The sequence below is a fragment of the Mucilaginibacter sp. 5C4 genome (assembly GCF_034345625.1).
Taxonomy (GTDB): domain Bacteria; phylum Bacteroidota; class Bacteroidia; order Sphingobacteriales; family Sphingobacteriaceae; genus Mucilaginibacter; species Mucilaginibacter aurantiaciroseus.
In genome coordinates, this window is record NZ_CP133775.1 from 809178 (window position 1) to 828772 (window position 19595).

13 protein-coding genes and 1 riboswitch are annotated in these 19595 nt (G+C 45.7%); of the genes, 6 read left to right on the forward strand and 7 right to left on the reverse strand.

Going from position 1 to position 19595, the window contains the following annotated elements; translation table 11 throughout:
• Positions 1 to 82: 82 nt before the first annotated feature.
• From RHM67_RS03810 to RHM67_RS03825, 4 genes are all read left to right on the forward strand, one after another.
• Positions 83 to 649 (forward strand): hypothetical protein, encoded by a 567-nt coding sequence (locus tag RHM67_RS03810; protein WP_322230736.1) that lies wholly within the window; start codon positions 83 to 85, stop codon positions 647 to 649.
• A 91-nt stretch (positions 650 to 740) separates the two neighbouring features.
• Entirely contained in the window at positions 741 to 1478 is a 738-nt protein-coding gene (locus RHM67_RS03815) for a Bax inhibitor-1/YccA family protein (protein ID WP_322230737.1), read from the forward strand.
• Positions 1479 to 1790: 312 nt separating this feature from the next.
• A riboswitch (SAM riboswitch) is annotated at positions 1791 to 1903 on the forward strand.
• Positions 1904 to 2057: 154 nt separating this feature from the next.
• Complete coding sequence (gene metH, locus RHM67_RS03820; RefSeq protein ID WP_322230738.1) at positions 2058 to 5774, forward strand: methionine synthase; 3717 nt, start codon at positions 2058 to 2060, stop codon at positions 5772 to 5774.
• A gap of 128 nt (positions 5775 to 5902) precedes the next feature.
• Complete coding sequence (locus RHM67_RS03825) at positions 5903 to 6859, forward strand: methylenetetrahydrofolate reductase (protein WP_322230739.1); 957 nt, start codon at positions 5903 to 5905, stop codon at positions 6857 to 6859.
• Positions 6860 to 7168: 309 nt separating this feature from the next.
• On the opposite strand, the gene RHM67_RS03830 is transcribed toward RHM67_RS03825, so the two are convergent.
• Positions 7169 to 8812, reverse strand: coding sequence for a S8 family serine peptidase (locus RHM67_RS03830; protein WP_322230740.1), 1644 nt, complete (start codon positions 8810 to 8812; stop codon positions 7169 to 7171).
• Positions 8813 to 8977: 165 nt separating this feature from the next.
• The gene (locus RHM67_RS03835) at positions 8978 to 10519 is read right to left on the reverse strand and encodes an aldehyde dehydrogenase family protein (RefSeq protein ID WP_322230741.1); all 1542 of its coding nucleotides are present in this window, start codon (positions 10517 to 10519) and stop codon (positions 8978 to 8980) included.
• A 232-nt stretch (positions 10520 to 10751) separates the two neighbouring features.
• On the opposite strand from RHM67_RS03835, the gene RHM67_RS03840 reads away from it, so the two are divergent.
• The gene (locus RHM67_RS03840; protein WP_252757628.1) at positions 10752 to 12155 is read left to right on the forward strand and encodes a tetratricopeptide repeat protein; all 1404 of its coding nucleotides are present in this window, start codon (positions 10752 to 10754) and stop codon (positions 12153 to 12155) included.
• 658 nt (positions 12156 to 12813) lie between these two features.
• Positions 12814 to 13074 carry a hypothetical protein gene (locus tag RHM67_RS03845; RefSeq protein WP_322230742.1) on the forward strand — a complete coding sequence of 87 codons (261 nt, stop codon included), beginning with the start codon at positions 12814 to 12816 and terminating at the stop codon, positions 13072 to 13074.
• 88 nt (positions 13075 to 13162) lie between these two features.
• Here RHM67_RS03845 and RHM67_RS03850 read toward each other — a convergent pair whose 3' ends face one another.
• The 5 genes from RHM67_RS03850 to RHM67_RS03870 all read right to left on the reverse strand — a co-directional run bounded on the left by RHM67_RS03850 (position 13163) and on the right by RHM67_RS03870 (position 19592).
• Positions 13163 to 13963 carry a prolyl oligopeptidase family serine peptidase gene (locus RHM67_RS03850; protein WP_322230743.1) on the reverse strand — a complete coding sequence of 267 codons (801 nt, stop codon included), beginning with the start codon at positions 13961 to 13963 and terminating at the stop codon, positions 13163 to 13165.
• Between the two features lie 116 nt (positions 13964 to 14079).
• Complete coding sequence (locus tag RHM67_RS03855; RefSeq protein ID WP_322230744.1) at positions 14080 to 15429, reverse strand: glucoamylase family protein; 1350 nt, start codon at positions 15427 to 15429, stop codon at positions 14080 to 14082.
• A 53-nt stretch (positions 15430 to 15482) separates the two neighbouring features.
• Positions 15483 to 17159: a glucoamylase family protein gene (locus RHM67_RS03860; protein WP_322230745.1), complete on the reverse strand. Its 1677-nt coding sequence runs from the start codon at positions 17157 to 17159 to the stop codon at positions 15483 to 15485.
• Between the two features lie 96 nt (positions 17160 to 17255).
• A complete protein-coding gene (locus RHM67_RS03865; RefSeq protein WP_322230746.1) occupies positions 17256 to 18089 on the reverse strand; it encodes a LamG-like jellyroll fold domain-containing protein in 834 nt (277 codons plus the stop codon).
• 18 nt (positions 18090 to 18107) lie between these two features.
• The gene (locus tag RHM67_RS03870) at positions 18108 to 19592 is read right to left on the reverse strand and encodes a RagB/SusD family nutrient uptake outer membrane protein (RefSeq protein ID WP_322230747.1); all 1485 of its coding nucleotides are present in this window, start codon (positions 19590 to 19592) and stop codon (positions 18108 to 18110) included.
• Positions 19593 to 19595 lie beyond the last annotated feature (3 nt).

A 19595-nucleotide genomic window follows, 5' to 3' on the forward strand; every position in this document is an offset into this window, starting at 1 on the left:
GATGTGCAGATGTGCAAATATGCAAATGTGCAGGTGAGGAAAATAAAAAAGTCTCCCCTATCGGGAGAGGTTGGAGGGGGCTATGCACGAAATAGAACCATATTACCGCTGGCGGGATGATTATGTAGCATCAGAGGATGAGCATTCTCCGTTTTATGCTACGCAGTATAACGAGTTTGAGTTTGATAAGCAGGTATATAACTATTTGCTGCATCCGCAATGGGATTCATTCGGGTCGAACACGCTGTACCTTAAAGTTTTATACGTTGATTACGGCCGTGGGTACAGCATCATAGAGTTTATTGGGGAATGGAACGATGCCATTAACAATGATATTATGCTGATGAAGCGCGAACTGATAGAACTGATGATAGACCAGGGCGTAAACCAATTCATCTTAATAGGCGAGAATGTACTTAACTTCCATTTCTCGGACGATAGTTATTATGAGGAATGGTTCCAGGAGGTGGAGGATGGCTGGATAGCCGGCATCAATTTCCAGGAGCATGTGATCCGCGAGTTTAAAAGCGCCAACATTGACTATTACATTAACTTTGGCGGGCAGCTGGATGAACTGAACTGGCGCGCCTTAAAACCTATACAGGTATTTAAAATGGTAAAAGAACAGCTAACCAAAAGGCTTAACTAATTTCATCCCATTGTAAGCTTTATAAAAGCTACAACTTTATATGCATTGCTGCGTTTTTACTATATTCGTACAAATAATTTCTAAAAAATAAATGGAAACCAAAACTCAAAATTACGTTTACGAAAACGTAAGTTATGTAGAAAATCCCGAGGCATCCCGCAAATTTATCGCGAATGTGTTTTTATGGATGTTTGTTGCATTAGGTATATCGGCCCTTTGCACTTATACTTTTGCGTTTATACCCGAGCTATCGAGCATGCTGCGCGATCCGGCAACAGGTCGCAACAATATTTTCGGTACCATAACCATGTTCGCCCCTTTTATCCTCGTGTTGATATTATCAAGCCGCATTAGTAAAATGAGCATCGTAACTGCCGTTATTATGTTCCTGGCTTTTTCGGCCATTATGGGTGTAAGCCTTAGCTATATATTTTACCTGTATAACTTCGGTACCATATCAAGCGCGTTTATTACAGCATCTGTAGTGTTTGGTGTAATGGCAATAGGTGGTTACACAACCAATCAGGACCTTACCAAATTTGGTTCAATCCTGATCATGTTGCTTGTTGGCGGTATTATTGCAACCGTGTTAAACGTGTTCATCTTCCGCAGCAGCAGTTTCGACTTACTGATCAGTTATATATTGGTTGCTGTATTTGTAGGCTTAACCGCTTACGATGTACAAAAGCTAAAACGCATTGGTGCCGGTATCGAGTATGGCAGTGCCGAAGGTAAGAAGACAGCCATTATGGGTGCCTTAACCCTTTATCTTGATTTTCTTAACCTGTTCCTTTTACTGCTTCGCATATTTGGCGGCAATAGGAGATAAGCGGATTGTCTTATAAAATTGAAAGCCGTTTGCTATGAGCAGGCGGCTTTTTTGTTTTAGAGGTTCGGCTAAAGCCGGATTGTCTAATTTGTTATCTGCCCCATAAATGGCGCGGCAATGATTTTTTACAAGTTTGACTTGCCTGAAATTTCAAAGCTACTTCTCCCACATCAGGTACAATTGAGACGGGGTAAAATTATATCATTGCCGTTGGCTGAAGCTAACGGATTTCCAAGCGGAGCAAATCGGGCTTTATCCCAACACTTCAATTTATAAGCTTGCACTTTACAACATTATTATTCATATTTGTAACGCTTATGGAGAAAGACGGAGGGATTAGACCCTGCGATGTCTTGGCAACCTGTTACTTAACAAGGTGCTACATTCTACTCAACCAGCCAATTGGCGGATGGGACAGATAAGTGAAAGTCAATATAACACCCGGCTTTTCGAAATAAGTTTTTTTAGTATCAGGTAATTAGTATCAAGTATCAGGACCTTTTTCCTGCGCTGGATATTATGCTCACGTATCGAACTTTCGGTAATTGATACTTGATACTCGCTACTTGATACCAAACAATGGATATTAGAAAAGAACTACAGAAACGCATATTGGTTATTGACGGGGCTATGGGTACCATGATCCAGCAGTACGAGCTTACCGAGGAGGATTTTCGTGGGGAGCGTTTCCGTGACCATGCATCCGACCTTAAAGGCAATAACGACTTGCTGAATATTACCCGGCCGGATGTGATCAAAGCTATCCATGCTGAGTATTTAGACGCGGGTGCGGATATCATCGAGACCAATACCTTCAGTACACAAAAGATTTCACTGGCCGATTATCACCTTGAAGAACTTGATTACGAATTAAGCTACGAGGGTGCCCGCATAGCCCGCGAAGTGGCCGACGAGTACACCAAAAAAGACCCCTCGAAACCACGTTTTGTGGCTGGCGCCGTTGGTCCCACAAACCGTACGGCATCCCTGTCGCCGGATGTGAACGACCCAGGTTACCGCGCCGTTACATTTGATGACCTTGCCGAGGCTTATTATGAGCAGGTACGCGGTTTGGTAGATGGCGGATCGGATGTGCTATTGGTCGAAACCATATTCGATACCCTTAACGCAAAGGCGGCATTGTTCGCCATCGACCGGTATAAAAAAGAATGTGCAGCAGCGGGTAAAGATTATTTGGCTTTCCGTGATACCGGCGGTGTGATGATCTCGGGTACCATTACCGATGCATCTGGCCGTACTTTATCAGGGCAAACAGTAGAAGCTTTCTGGAACTCGATCAGTCATGCTAACCTGCTATCGGTTGGTTTAAACTGTGCTTTGGGTGCAAAGGAGATGCGGCCCCACTTAGAGGAACTCTCTGAAAAAGCAGGTGTATTTATCTCGGCCTATCCAAATGCCGGCTTGCCAAATGAATTTGGCGCGTACGATGAAACCCCGCACGAAACCGCACACCAGGTTGATGATTTTATCAAAGCCGGGCTGGTAAATATTGTGGGTGGTTGTTGCGGCACCACGCCGGATCACATCAAATGTATTGCCGATAAGGCCGCTAAATATTCCCCGCGTTTGATTCCCGAAATTGAGCCTTATTTGCGCTTAAGCGGCCTGGAAGCTGTAACTCTTACCCCCGAAACAAACTTTGTAAACATAGGCGAGCGTACCAACATCACCGGGTCGCCAAAATTCTCTAAACTTATCCTTGCCGAAGATTACGAGGCTGCCCTAACCGTTGCCCTGCAACAGGTAGAAGGTGGCGCGCAGGTCATCGATATCAACATGGATGAGGGAATGATCGATTCGGAAGCGGTGATGGTAAAATTCCTGAACCTGGTTGCAAGCGAACCCGATATTGCCAAGCTACCCATCATGATCGACTCTTCCAAGTGGACGGTTATCGAAGCCGGTTTGAAATGTTTGCAGGGGAAAGGTATCGTAAACTCTATTTCCCTGAAAGAGGGCGAGGAGAACTTTAAAGAATACGCCCGCAAGATTCTGAGCTATGGCGCTGCAGCCGTGGTAATGGCCTTTGATGAAACCGGCCAGGCCGATTCACTGGAACGCCGTAAAGAAATTTGTGGTCGCTGTTACAGGATATTGGTTGATGAAGTTGGTTTCCCGCCACAGGATATCATTTTTGACCCGAATATCCTGACCGTAGCCACCGGTCTGGAAGAACACAACAACTACGCGGTAGACTTTATTGAGGCTACCCGCTGGATAAAACAAAACCTTCCATATGCCAAGGTAAGCGGTGGGGTAAGTAATATATCCTTCTCGTTCCGCGGTAATAACGTGGTGCGCGAGGCGATGCACTCGGCATTCCTGTACCATGCTATTAAGGCCGGGTTGGATATGGGTATCGTAAACGCCGGGATGCTGGAAGTTTACCAGGAGATCCCGAAAGACCTGCTGGAACTTGTTGAAGACGTTCTGCTAAACCGCCGCGATGACGCCACCGAGCGTTTGGTCGAGTTTGCCGATACCATTAAAAGTAAGGGTAAAGAGATCGTGCGTGATGAGGAATGGCGCAAGAACCCGGTAGAGCAACGCCTATCGCACGCCCTGGTAAAAGGTATTATCGAATACCTTGACGACGACGTGGAAGAGGCCCGCCAAAAATTTGCCAAACCCTTAGAGGTGATCGAAGGCCCGTTGATGGACGGCATGAATGTGGTTGGTGACCTGTTTGGTGCCGGTAAAATGTTTTTGCCGCAGGTGGTAAAATCGGCCCGGGTAATGAAAAAAGCGGTGGCTTATTTACTGCCATTTATTGAGCTGGAAAAACAGCGCGTGATAGATGCAGGCGAAGATAGCAGCGGCAGCAGGGCCAACGCCGGTAAGGTTTTAATGGCCACTGTAAAAGGCGACGTACACGATATTGGCAAGAACATAGTAGGCGTGGTACTGGCCTGTAACAACTTCGAGGTGATAGACCTTGGGGTGATGGTGCCCGCCCAGCGCATTATAGAAGAAGCAATAAAGCAGGAAGTAGATATCATCGGCCTAAGCGGTTTGATCACCCCTTCGCTTGATGAGATGGTACATTTCGCTAAAGAGATGGAACGCCAGGGCTTTACTATCCCGTTAATTATTGGCGGTGCAACAACCTCGCGCATCCACGCTGCGGTAAAAGTAGCGCCGCATTACTCGGGCGCCGCCATTCATGTGCTGGATGCATCGCGCAGCGTAACCGTTTGCAGCAGCCTGATGAACCGCGATACCCGCGATGGCTACATCCAAAACATTAAGGACGAATACACCAAAGCCCGCGAAGCTCACGCCAACAAAAAAAGCGACAAGCGCTTTGTAAGTATTGAACAGGCACGCGGGCAAAAGTTCCAGATAGACCTCAAGGCGGTTGCACCTGCACCGGCGTTTTTGGGCACCAAAGTTTTTGATGCCTACCCGTTAGAAGAACTGGTGCCTTACATCGACTGGACGCCGTTCTTCCATACCTGGGAGTTGCGTGGCAGCTATCCTAAGATCTTTGCCGATAAGTTTGTGGGCGACGAAGCCAAGAAATTATTTGATGATGCACAGGCATTGATGAAACGCATCGTAGACCAGAAGTTATTGCGCGCAAGCGGTGTTATCGGTTTTTGGCCGGCCAACAGCGTGTGCGACGATATCGAATTATATACCGATGAAACCCGCCAGCATTTGCTGACGCGCATCCATACGCTTCGCCAGCAGAACGAAAAGGTTAAAGGCGAACCTTATTATGCGCTGTCGGATTTTGTGGCACCTAAGGAAAGCGGTGTTGCCGATTACTTTGGTGGCTTTGCCGTAACAACCGGGATTGGCTGTGATGAACTGGTTGCCGAATTTGAGGCAGATCATGACGATTACAACAGCATCATGACCAAAGCCATTGCCGACCGCTTTGCCGAGGCCTTTGCTGAAAAAATGCACGAGTTGGTACGTAAAGAATATTGGGGCTATTCGAAAGACGAGCAGCTTGCTACCGAAGAATTGATCAAGGAAGAATACCAGGGCATCCGCCCAGCACCGGGTTATCCCGCATGCCCGGATCATACCGAAAAAGCCACCTTGTTTGAAATATTAAGTGCCGAAGAGAACGCCCACATGCACCTTACCGAAAGCCTGGCCATGACACCGGCAGCAGCAGTAAGCGGCTTCTACTTCGCGCACCCGCAGGCAAGATATTTTGGCTTAAATAAAATAAGTAAAGACCAGATAGAGGATTATTCTGAAAGGAAGAACTTATCTGTGGAAACGGTTGAGCGTTGGCTCGGCCCAAACCTTAATTATTAAATAGAACGTCATTGCGAGGTACGAAGCAATCTCTTTAGGACAATTGTACACCTTGCATAAAGGACTTGCTTAAAGAGATTGCTTCGTACCTCGCAATGATGTAACGAAATAAAAGATTACAACCTACAATGAAAATAACGGAACACATTGCAAACGCCAACGGCAAAACACTTTTTTCCTTTGAGCTTATCCCGCCATTAAAAGGCCAAAGCATCCAGGGGATCTACGATGCTATTGACCCGTTGATGGAGTTTAAGCCGCCGTTTATTGATGTAACATCGCTGCGCGAAGATTATATTTATAAGGAGCACCAAACAGGTTTGCTTGAGAAACTGGCTTACCGCAAGCGCCCCGGCACTATTGCCATCTGCGCGGCTATCATGAACAAGTACAAGGTAGATACCGTTCCGCATTTGCTTTGTGGTGGTTTTACCAAGGACGAGACCGAGAATGGCCTTATAGACCTGCAATTTTTAGGGATTGATAACGTGCTGGTTTTACGCGGTGATGCCCGCCGTGGCGACGCTTCGTTTGTGCCAACACCCAATGGGCACTGCTATGCTACCGACCTGCTGCAACAGGTGGTGAACATGAATAACGGCGTTTACCTGCATGAACATTACGAGGGCATCCTGAAAACGAACTTCTGTATAGGAGTTGCCGGTTACCCCGAGAAACATTTCGAGGCACCAAACCTAAAAACCGACTTTAAATATTTGAAGCACAAGGTTGATATGGGCGCAGGCTTCATCGTAACCCAGATGTTTTTCGACAATCAAAAGTATTTCGACTTTGTGAACGGCTGCCGTGCCGAGGGTATTAACGTGCCGATCATCCCGGGCTTGAAACCTATCACTACTTCCAAACAATTGGTTAACCTTTCTAAAACCTTCCACATTGATATCCCCGAAGGATTAAGCGATGCGATCCAGGATTGCAAGGACGAAAAGAACGTAAAAGATATTGGTATCGAATGGATGATAGCGCAGTGTAAAGAACTGGTAAAATTCGGCGCGCCGGTGCTGCATTTTTATACTATGGGTAACCCCGGCCCAACAAAAAGGATCGCGGAAGCGATATTTTAGGGCTTTAAAAATTTGTCATGCTGAGCGATAGCGAAGCATTTAATCGCCGACATGCCTATTCAATATGCAAAGTTCAATAATAGATCCTTCGCTATCGCTCAGGATGACAAGTGAAAATACCCCACCATGTCAAACGAACGTGCGATAGCCGATTTGTCATGGTGAGCCTGTCGAACCATTGTAAAGCGGATAAGTCTTCGACAAGCTCAGACTGACATTATCAATAAATAAGAAAGGCCCGACATTAGACTGCCCCAAAAAAGGTAGACACTTACCGTCGGGCCTTTATTGTTATGTCGGGAGAGATTATTATATCCCTTCACCCTTCATTTTTGAAGCGGCAACTAATGCTTTATAAGCATTAACCACACCGCCAGTTTTTGATAGGGTTGTAAAATCAACCTTTTCGGTTTGGCTGCCCGGTTTTAAAACCATTAGGCCGGTTATAGGCGTGGCAGATGCCAGTATGGCTTGTTTAACCTGTTTAGCGGTTAATGTTGGGTAGTATTCCAAAATCAAAGCGGCAACACCAGCTGTAATTGGTGATGCAAAGCTGGTACCATCGGCAGTGTTAAATTCTGCGTCCATATTTACAGATGTTACTTTAACGCCCGGGGCAAATACATCCACATTCTTTTTACCGTAGTTGCTAAAGGTGCCTGCAAGTTTAGCATCAGCTTTATCGGCAGATGCCCCAACGCTGATCAGGTTATCGGCATCCATTGATGATCCATCCTCAAACATATCGTTCGGGAACTCCGGTTTGGTGTCCATATCCTGATTATCGTTACCCGATGCCTGGATCAACAATACATTCTTAGCTGCAGCATATTTAAAGGCTTCGTCAACCCATGCTTTATGCGGGGAGATCTTTTTGCCAAAGCTCATGTTAATTACACGTGCGCCATTATCAACCGCGTAGTGGATCGCGTTAGCAATATCTTTATCGTACTCGTCGCCGTTTGGCACCGCTTTAATAGCCATAATGCGCACGTTATCGGCAACACCGTCAATACCATATTTGTTATTGCGTACGGCGCCAATAAGGCCTGCAACGCCGGTACCGTGCTCGGCATCTGCAAATTTCAGGATGTTGCTGCCGTAAGGTTTGCCGTCTTTAACATCCGGGTCATCACCTACAATGCGTTTGCGTGCACCCAGGTCGGGGTTAACATCATTGTTCAGTTTTGCAAGGTATTCGCTCAGGTCGTTAATGATCTTGGCGTTGGTTTCATTGCCGCCTTCCTGCTCAAAAACAGAGGCCCAAACATTTTTACTTTGTGTAATGGTATCGCTTTTAGAGGTGATCTTAATCAGGTCGGCCTTTTTAAAAGAAGCATCACTTTTTAAGTTAAGGGCTTTTTTAATATAACCACTGGTCGCCATCAGCGCGTTCATCACGGGCTGCAGCTGCTGGATCTCGGTTTTTGATTTGGTTAGCGTAGCATCATGCTGTAGCTTCACCTTTTCCCAGTAAGCAAACTCCTTTTCGCTGCCGGCAGGGGCACTGGTCAGGTTCTCGTATTTGCCTTTAAGCCTGTTGTACTCGCGCACTTCCTCGGTGGTTTCGGTAAAATCGCATTTGCCACCGGGGCCGCCTAAAAAGTTCCAGCCGTGCACGTCATCAATGTAACCGTTCTTATCATCATCAATTCCGTTACCGGGAATTTCCTTGGTGTTGGTCCAAAGCACCGGTTTAAGATCGGCCTGCGCGGTGTCTATCCCGCTATCAATGGTTGCTATAACCACCGTTTTGCTTTTTTTGCCCTTAACAAATAAGTAAGCTTGGTTTAAACTGATGCCGTAATAGCCATCGGTTTTTAGGTCCATCAGGTGCCAGTTTTTTGGGAGTTCGGCAGCAGGTTTTGGGGCAACCTGCGCATTTGAATTAATGCTTAATAACAGGGCGGCGCTTAGTAATAGCCCCGTAATAGGTTTGAAAATTCTATACATGTTTCTCTTTAGTATTTATACTTGTTATTCATTGCCGTCGACTTTAGTCGACAGACTTGCCAATTTAGTTCAATGGCTTTAGCCAAAATTATTCGGCTAAAGCCACTATTATATTTCCATAATTCCGCCCCATAAATGGGACGGCAATGAAGTTGCTTAGTTTAATTACAGGTCAAATTTAATCCCCTGCGCTAAAGGCAACGTTTTAGAATAGTTTATAGTATTCGTTTGTCGCCTCATATAAACTTTCCAGGCGTCAGATCCGCTCTCGCGGCCGCCGCCGGTCTCCTTTTCGCCGCCAAAGGCACCGCCTATCTCCGCACCCGATGTGCCGATGTTAACGTTGGCAATGCCGCAATCAGAACCCGCGTAAGAAAGGAATGTTTCTGCCTCGCGCAAATTATTGGTCATGATGGCCGATGATAAACCCTGTGGAACGCCATTCTGTAACTCGATGGCTTCCTCGATAGTGGAATATTTGATCAGGTAAAGTATGGGCGCAAAAGTTTCATGCTGAACGATCTGGTAATGGTTCTCCACCTCGGCAATACATGGCTTAACATAACAGCCCGATGAATAAGCATCACCCTCCAGCTTGCCGCCTTCAACAGCAAACTTACCGCCTTCAGCTTTGCATTTTTCGATAGAATCAAGATATAATGCAACTGCATCCTGGTCTATAAGCGGGCCCATGTGGTTATTCTCGTTTAAAGGGTCGCCAATTTTGATCTGGCCGTAAGCCTTAACCAGTTTGTCTTTAAAAGCATCATAAACACTTTTGTGGATGATGAGCCTGCGCGTACTGGTACAACGCTGCCCGGCAGTACCCACCGCGCCAAATACAGCGCCAATGAGCGACATATCCAGATCCGCATTCTCGGTAATAATGATGGCGTTATTGCCGCCAAGTTCTAACAGGCTTTTACCAAGTCGCGCGCCAACAGCGGCGCTCACCGCTTTACCCATCCGGGTAGATCCGGTTGCAGATACCAACGGCACGCGGGTATCGTTACTCATTAGTTCGCCTATCTGGCGGTCGCCGATAATTAAACAGCTTACGCCTTCATCAATATTATTTCTTTTGAAAACTTCTTGCGCGATGTGCTGGCAGGCGATGGCCGTTAGAGGTGTTTTTTCTGATGGTTTCCAGATACAAACATCGCCGCAAACCCAGGCCAGCATGGCATTCCAGCTCCAAACCGCAACCGGGAAGTTAAAGGCGGATATTACGCCTACTATCCCTAATGGTTGGTATTGCTCGTACATGCGGTGCTCGGGGCGTTCGCTGTGCATGGTAAGGCCGTATAACTGGCGACTTAAGCCTACCGCGAAATCGCAAATGTCTATCATCTCCTGCACCTCGCCGTAACCTTCCTGCAGGCTTTTACCCATTTCGTAGGATACCAGCGTGCCCAGCTGCTTTTTATTCTCGCGCAGCGACTCACCAATCTGTCGTACAATTTCTCCACGCTTTGGCGCAGGTATGGTGCGCCAGGTTTTAAACGCTTTTTGGGCGGTTGCTACCACCGTATTATACTCATCCGCAGTAGCAAATGTAGCCGCCGCTATCTTTTTACCATCCGTTGGCGATACAATGTCTTTTACCCCGGCACCGGCGCTGCTGCCCCAGTTGCTGCCCGTACTAAAGGCATGGTTTATGTCGTTTATGTGTAAATGGTCAAGAATATCTTTTATTACTAAGCTCATAATTGGTACTTTTGTCAAAGGTAAAAATCTTTAGGGCAATTAATCAACTCATCCGCTGCCGCTTAAATGCTTTTCATTTATTATCAGCTATTTGTATTAACGCGTGTTAATAATGTTTGTATGTTGAAAACTTAATTGACTTAGGGATGCTTATTATTGTAATTTGAACTCATGTTTAAGCCTTGCGGATAAACATCCGCCGGGAAATATGGTGTTCTGCAAATAAACTTGAATGGAAGAAGAATTTGATTTTGGTTTTACCGAAGATCCAAAGTTTTCGGTAGAACGGTACGAAGAAATGATCCGCAATCATGACCAGTACTTTTTTGACGCCCAGGCGTTTGAGAACATTATAGACTACTACATAGAAAAAAACGACCCGGCAAAAGCCCTGCAGGTATCTGAGTATGCCCGCAACCAGCACCCGTTTGCCGCAGTGTTTTTAATTAAACAAGCCCAGTTACTGGTAGTTACCAACCGCGCGAGCGAGGCATTTGCAGCGCTGGATAAAGCCGCGATGCTGGAAGCGAGCGACGCGGATATCTACATCATTCGTGGTAACCTGTACGAGAGCATGGAGCGCAATATTGAGGCTTTAGAGAACTACGAAAAGGCACTTGACCTTTCGGAAGAAACCGACGAAATTTTATTGCACATTGCCTACGTTTACCAAAACATGGGCGATTATGATACCGCTATAACTTACCTTAAACTGTGCCTTAAACAAAACATGGAAAACCAGGATGCGCTTTACGAGCTTGCATTTTGTTATGATGTTTTGGATAACCAGGAGGAGAGCGTTCAGTTTTACCAGCAATATATAGATAACGAGCCTTACAGCTATGCCGCATGGTATAACTTAGGGAACGCGTATACCAAGCTTAGTTTGTTCGAGAAGGCTATTGACGCTTACGATTACGCTATACTGATCAAAGACAGCTTTGCATCGGCCTACTTTAATAAAGGTAACGCCCTGGTTAACCTGGAAAAATACGCCGAAGCCATTGAGGTGTACCGCCAGACGTTTGAGTACGAGCAGCCCAATGCGGATACTTATTGCGCCATAGGCGAGTGTTACGAAAAGCTGGAGCAAATGGACGAGGCGCGGTCGTTCTACAAAAAATCGGTTAAGATGGATCCTAAGCTGGCCGATGCCTGGTTCGGTATCGGTGTTACCCTTGATTTTGAAGAGCGCTACTTCGAGGCCCTGCATTTCTATAAAAAAGCGTTAGACCTTGATATTGCCAATGCCGATTACTGGTTTGCTATCGCGGATGCCGAGTACAAACTTGGCCACATGAAAGAGGCCGAGGACGCCTACGAAAAAGTAGTGGAACTAAACCCGCTTGATGTGGATGCATGGCTGGATTACTCCTCTATCATGTACGAGCAAAAGCGTTTGGTTGATGCCATTGAAGTGATCTCGCAGGCCATCAAAAACAACCCCGACGCGGCAGAGCTGTACTACCGCATGGTAGCATATCTGTTTGCCAAAGGCGAGTACAACGAAGCATTGAACTATCTGGAAATGGCCCTTGCGTCGGACCCGGAGAAGCACTACATCCTGTTTGACTACCTGCCCCAGTTGCAGGAGAACAAGGTTATAGTTGACATCATAAACCGGTATTGTAAATAAGAGATTAGGGAATGGTGATCAGAGATTAGTTTTAAATCGAATACAACAATTTATAAGTTAAAGGCCGGACGAATAACTCGTTCGGCTTTTTTGTTGGATGAAAAATCATTCCCTCCCGTGGGAGGGTTAGGTAGGGTTTTTCTCGCCAAGTTAAAATTGGGGTAATCTCCTCCCTGCCCTTACGCAATCCATCGCGCCCGTCCCCAAGGAGGGAATGATAAAATCATTGCCGTTGGCTTCAGCCAACGGATAACAGGTAGAAACTTCCCGACTTTAGCCAAACGATATTTTGGCTAAAGCCATTCTTGGCATGTTTCCTATTCCGTCCCTTAAAAGGGACGGCAATGAAGTACAGGCCTCTTTGCGAAACAAAAAGGCACCATTAAAATAATTGACTGTAGTGGTGGCACTATTTTGTCAGTAGTGTGTATTTTAGATTCTTGATTATGAGTTATTTATAAAATATTGTGTGTGTGTTCACAATCGTGAACGTGAACATTTGGCTGATCTCAGAGGCGAAAATGAGACCTTTTCACCCTCTTTGCGCAGCAGCGAGGGTCGACCAGCGCAGCGAAGTCGGGGTGAGTAAAATCTACGGCAGGCAAATCCTTCAAACAACGCTCTCTCTTTTCCGTTATTTTTATAAAACCGAATAATTATGAATACTCCAGATAGCCCAACGCCGGGCGAAATATTCCCTTTAGAGGGCGAAACCGGCGACCCGAAAGTAAACGCCGCAGAGCAGGATGTGATTACCAATAACGATGACACCAATAAAGATGGCGCAGTAGCTGAAAAAGAGGGCATTACCGGAACGCTAAGCGAAAGTGAGCCAACAACAGAGCTGAATGCCGATAACCACATCACTAATAATGATAGTGCAGGTACCAACAAACTGGAAACGGATGAGCAATTCTAATAGTGATTAGCTACGTATCAACAGCAGCTTATTAAGGCTGCTGTTTTTGTTTAGGCGAATTTGATGTAGAAAAATATACTCTATTATTTTATTTACTGTGCGAGAATAGCCAGGGGATAAGCTGTGGTTCTGCGAAGGCATCGTCCCAGCTGTTGTGGTCGTCGTTAGGGTAAATGGTAAATTTGGGGTTGGCGCCGGCGGCTTTAAGAGCATCAACCACTACCTGCGAGTGATCGAACGGTACCACACTATCCTTTTGCCCGTGGAAGATCCACAAAGGTACTTTTTTAGCATACTTGCTTACGTTATTGGTGTTATCGCCACCGCAAATGGCAAATGCCGCTGCAAAGGTGTTTGGCTTGCGCCTTAATATCTCAAACGTACCCATACCACCCATAGACAGGCCGCCAATATAAACCTGTTTTTTGCTCACAAAAGGCTTGTCCAGAAATTGATCTACCAAACCCAGTAGCGCGCCCATGACTTTCGTAGGCTCGCCGCCTTCCTGGAAATGGAAAACGTATTTGCCTAAGTCGTTCTTATCAATCTTAACATTCGACCAAAAGCCATTTGCAGGGCATTGCGGGAACACCACTATAGCGGGGTAGTTCTGGCGAATGGTATCATTCAAAAATAACTCAGGGCCGTATTTGATCTGCGCCTCGTTATCGTTACCGCGTTCGCCTGCGCCATGCAGCACTATGATTAATGGATATTTTTTGTTTGGATCAAATTTCTTTGGGAAAAGAATGCGGTAAGCCAGCGTATCTGTTTTAGTAATGTATGAACCCCTGTCGAATGCCGAATTAACCTGCGCCCGGGCTAAAAAAGGAAATGCCAGGTACAGCATACCCAGCATTGCCAATATTCTTAATTTTTTAATGATCATAGTAAACGTTTAATGTGGTTATCATTACTAAACGTAAATAAACGGGTTTCGATTTAAATCATCCCATTTATTTTTTGTGGCGATGTAATAATCACCACTTTACCATCACTTTAATTTTACTTTTTTACGATAGCGGTGCTTTTAAAATCAAGCTTTTTGAGCCCGTTTTGGATCTCGGGCGCACTCATAAATAAATTCCATAATAAACCCGAGCGGTAGTTCTCTATCATTACGATGATGGGCCCCTGATCGATAGCTAAATATGATTTTGCGTACCAGTTTTTAGATTCGCTAAAGGCATCGGTAAAGCCATATTCGCCCCAAATCTTATCGCCCAGGTCATAGTAGAAATGGCGAAGTGCTTTCATCGAATACTCCGGCGTGTATGGGAATGCCGATAAAGCAGCAGTAGGCGTAATTACTCCCAAATCATTGTCCGGCGAGTGCGCGTTGTAGCCTTCGTAGTTATCGCTGGCAGTTAAGCCCCACGAGTTTTCGCCGTAGCCTTTAAACTTTTTAGGATTATCGATACAGTAAGCACGGTTGATAAGCGTATGGTTTAAATTCTGTTCCCAGTAGTTGGCATAGCGGTCGGTTAGCCCTTTTGGGTTAAGCCCCAGAAACGAATATTGCGAAAAGAATAGCGGCCCGCCATACGGGAAGCCAAGGGGCAACTTATAACCGTAATAGGTGTGGCCATTCTTAAAGAAATCACTTTGTGTCCATCCACGGTGGTAAACTTCGGCGCTAACGGGGTAGCGGTCGGCAGATGCGGCCAGTATGTAAGTGATCAAACATTCGTTAAACCCACGGATTGGGAAGTTCATGGCCCAGCCGTTATTTGGGCTCCAGTGCCAGTACAGGTTGTCGCGGCCATCGCGGGTGTACCAGCTCCATTCGGTTTCGCCCCAGATCCAGCTTATCACATCGCGTATGCGGCGTTCTTTTGGTGTGTTGGCAACATAGTATTGCTTGGCGCAGATAAGCCCTTGCAGCAGGTACGCAGTCTCTACCAGGTCACCACCATCATCCTTGCGGCCAAAACGGATGATCTTTCCGGTTTCGCCATTAAGCCAGTGCGGGAATACGCCGTGATAAGCGTCGGCTTTAAATAAAAACTCCACGATCTTCAGCATCCTGTCGACAGATTGCTCGTGTGTGATAAACTTGCGGTGATCTGCAGCTATCATGGCCATAATGCCAAAGCCCGAGCCGCCGATGGTTACCACCTCGTTACCATAATCGAAAGAGGTGTTGCTGCGCTCGCGGGCAAGGCCACTAACCGGGTGCCCAAAATCCCAAAAGTAACGGAACGTTTGGCGCTGCACCACGTCTAATAAAGCGCTGTCGCTTAAGTTTTTTATGATGCCTACGGGCTTAATCCCATCTTGTTTAATAGCGGGCTTTTGGGCCATGCTGTAAACTGATGCTATTGCCAGGCAGGCAGTTAGTATAAATCTCTTCATTAGTTGATCTGTTTATAAAACCGCAGGTTATTTTGAGATAGCAGTTTTAGTACTTATAAATTAGGGCTGGTAAAGCCTAAACCTTTCATCCCGGTTTTAATTTCGGGGCAGCTCATAAATAAATTCCAAAGCAGGCCGCTTCTGTAGTTCTCGATCATCACGATGATAGGCCCCTGGTCAATAGCCAGGTATGAATCTGCAAACCATGGGTTATTTAAGTTATAAGCATCGTAAAAGCCGTAAGGCCCCCACATTTTATCGCCCAGTTTGTAATAGAAAAATTTAAGCGCAGCCATTGATTCTGTAGGTGTGTATGGTAACGACGAGATAGCCGCAGTAGGTGCAATTACCCCAACATCATTAGTTGGCGAACTTGCTGTATAACCACCCTCAATGTCGCTTGCGGTTAAGCCCCAACTATCTGCGCTATAGCCATAATAACCTTTTGGGTTGGCCACCACATATTTATAATTTATCTGGCTGTGTGCTTTATTTTGCTCTTCGTAATTAGCATAAGCATCGCTTAATCCATTCGGGTTAATGCCCAGGAACGAGTAATGTGCGAAGAACAGCGGGCCGCCCTGCGGTGGTCCTAATGGCAATTTTACACCGTAGTAGGTGTTGCCGTTCTTCATGGTGCCGTTACCCGCCCATCCGTTGTCATAAACAACTTTTGGCACGCTGTGCGTGGTTGAAGATGCTGCCAGTACGTAAGCTATAAGCCCCTCATTCCAACCGCTGATTTTCATGTTGATGGCCCACGCATTGCTCGGGCTCCAGTGCCAGTACAATACGTTTTGGCCGCCTTGCCTAAACCAGTCCCATTCTACATTATTCCAAAGGGTATTTATGTCTGCGCGCAAATCCGTTTCATCCGTACCGGCGCCGTTAAAATACTGGCGGGCGGTAAGCAGGCCCTGCATAAGGTATGATGTCTCTATCAGATCGGCTCCATTATCAAGTGCGCTAAAAGGCTGTACTGCGCCTGTAGCACCATTCAGCCAATGCGGGAAAGCACCATGAAAAGTTTGAGCCTTTGTTTTTAAGAAGCCCACTATCTTTTGCATCCTTGCCAATCCCTCGGCACGACTGATAAATCCGCGGTTAACACCAACAACCATCGCCATAATTCCAAAACCTGAACCACCTGTGGTAACCACATCGCCTGATGTATTACGCTCGCGGGCAAGGCCACTAATTGGGTGCCCAAAATCGTAAAAGTATTTAAAGGTTTGCTTCTGCACCAGGTCAAGCAATTGATTGTCTGATATGGTGGTAAATTTATTAGTAGAATCTATACCTGTATTAATAGCGATATTTACAGGTGACTGCAATGCACCATCTTTTGTAGATTTAAGCGAGGTACTTACATCTAAAGTATATTTTGAGATAACGGCAAGTGTAGGTTTAATAACTACTGTACTGTCGCTGTTCTCGTAGCTTGTGGCAAAGTTTATAGCCGCGCCGGCTTTGTCTTTTAAACTTATGGCCGATGCTACCGTAGTTTTGTTTAAAGGGGTAGAGAAGGTGATTTTTATTACCGGGGTTTTGTTTACGTTTGTATATGTATAGCCGTTAAAAACGCCATTTACCTTTAGCCCGTAAAAGCTGAACGAAGCAGGTATTACCGGCTTAACCGGATCTGGCGTAGGGGTGTTACCGCTCTTGCTGCAGGCAAATAATAATACTAATAAACTAAACCCGGCAAAAATTTTCAAATCTCTCATCATCAATACCTTTAAGTAAGCAGATAAGCCTGCAAACTAAATCTCAAAAAAAGAGGCTGCCTGGCTATACACCGAACAACCTCATACTCAATCAAATGTTTACTTTCCTCGTCCTTCGAGTTTAGCAATAGCGCCAACTTCAATATCAGATAATGCTTTGCTGTATATCCTAACCTCGTCAATAGAACCTGTTAAAAAGCTTGCCCAGCCTTCAGCACCGTGTGTTGTGGTTTGGCTTGGTGTAGTCATAAACTGTGGCGCACCAAATACAATATTACCCTGGTTTTTAAAGTTTAGAGGGCCTGTAACACCAGGGAATGCCTGGTTAACAATGCGTGTACCATTCATATAAACTTTACATGTTGCTGTAGCTGCATCGTAAGACACCGCGAAGTGTACAAATTTATCGAACCAGTTTTTTGTGCCGTTAACTTCTAACGTTTTATCATCTGTACCATTAAAAATGTGGATACGCAATAAACCATTATCGTTGGTGCTACCGTTCTCGAAAAATATTTCGATGTTACCCCAAAAGCCAGCCTTGTTTGCTAAAGAAAAAACAGGGACAATACCTACTGAAGGTGGTGGTGTGTTGATCCACTCGGCAAAGGTAAAGCTGGTTAAACCTGATACAGCAGCAGATGGTGCAGTTATTACGTAGCTGTTTAAAGCACCCTGCAAAGCGCCGCCTTTAACGCCTGTGCTAAAAGTGGTACCTGTGTTTGTACCGGCAACTTTTGAAACGCTGTCAATCAAATTGCCGTCAAAAGACCATTTTGCAACAAGGCTTTCGGGTGCAACTTCGTTTGAGCTGGTGAAACCATCAATACTCAACGGCGGCGCGTAAGTAGAAGGGTCGAACTTTTTTTGACATGATGATAGCGCGGTACTTACAAATGCCGCTGCTATTAAGCATATATTTAATTTTTTCATTTTGTGTGAAGGTTAAAATTAATTGTATCCCTGGTTTTGAGTTAATACACCAAAGCTTAGGTCGATCTCGTTTTGAGGGATCGGCCATACTTCGTTTTTGTTAGCTTTCCAGCCTTTAGGGCCAAATACAGCTAAACCACGCCCCTGGCGTATAACATCGAAGTAACGGTCGTACTCCTGCGATAACTCAACCCTTCTTTCTTTCCAGATAGCGGTGCGTAAAGCATCTTTATCTGTAGTTGTAACTTTTGGAAGGATCGCGGCATTGCTACCCCTTGCACGTGCCCTAACCAATTCAAGGTCTGCAAGTGCGGTAGTTGCATCGCCAAGCTCGTTGGCAGCCTCGGCATTCATTAATAATACATCTGCATAACGTATCACGCGGATATTTTGCTGTACCCCCTCGTTATAACCGGTTACGAACATGCCGAAAGGCACATAAGATTTTTGGTTATACATAGGGTTATCACCTGTTGCCGGGATAGCATCACCTTCTGGTGTTGTTTCGCCACGGAAGATGATAGAGGCATCACGACGAGGGTCGCCGGGTTCAAAGGCATCGGCAAGGTTTTGAGTTGGAACGTTAAAGCCCCAGCCACCACCTATTGAACCTCTTACACCCTGTATTTGTGAATACTGGGAGTTTGACGCATCCGGGTTGCCCGGGATCAAATCACTCTGGATCTCAAATACCGACTCTGAATTGTTCTCGTTATTGGTCCTGAACATTTGCTCGTAATCAGGGAACAATGTATAACCTAAGCCTTTTACCTGGTTAGTAAATGACAATACATCAGCCCATTTTTGCTGGTACATAGCAGCTTTTGCGTGTAACGATAGCGCGGCACCTTTTGTGATACGGCCAACATCCGCAGCACCATAGCTTTGTGGTAACACAGCGGCAGCATCTGTAAGGTCTGTTTCTATAGCAGCCCAAATTTGGGCTTTAGCGGTGCGCGGAATGTTGTATTCGCTTGCATCTTTTGGTGGTGCAAGGCGCAATGGTACATCACCAAATGCCCTAACCAACCTAAAATAAGCGTAAGCCCTTATGAATTTACATTCGGCAATATAACGTGCTTTTAGGTTAGCATCCATTTCAATTGCAGGTACGCGGGTAATAACCTGGTTTGCAAAGTTGATGGTTTTGTATTCCCCACCCCAAAAATCACCAAGCTGGCCCTGGCCCGCAGTTACCGTGAAGTTGTCGTAATCGTTCATGAAAGTTGCATCTGTGGCACTACTTCCTTTTTCGGTATCGTCAGAACCAACGCTTTCAATAGCCATTGGGGCAAATGCAATGTTTGTCCACTCGTGCAGGTTGGCGTAAGTAGCACTTACAGCTGCCTTAGCATCGTCTCCTGTTTGCCAGAATTGTGCTGCCGGTTGCTGTGCCTGGCGGGGTACATCTAAAAAGCTTTTTTTACAGCTTTGCGTTAATATAAGGGTTGCAAAAAGCACAAGTCCTGATGCTTTATACAAGATATTTTTTGAGTGATTCATTTT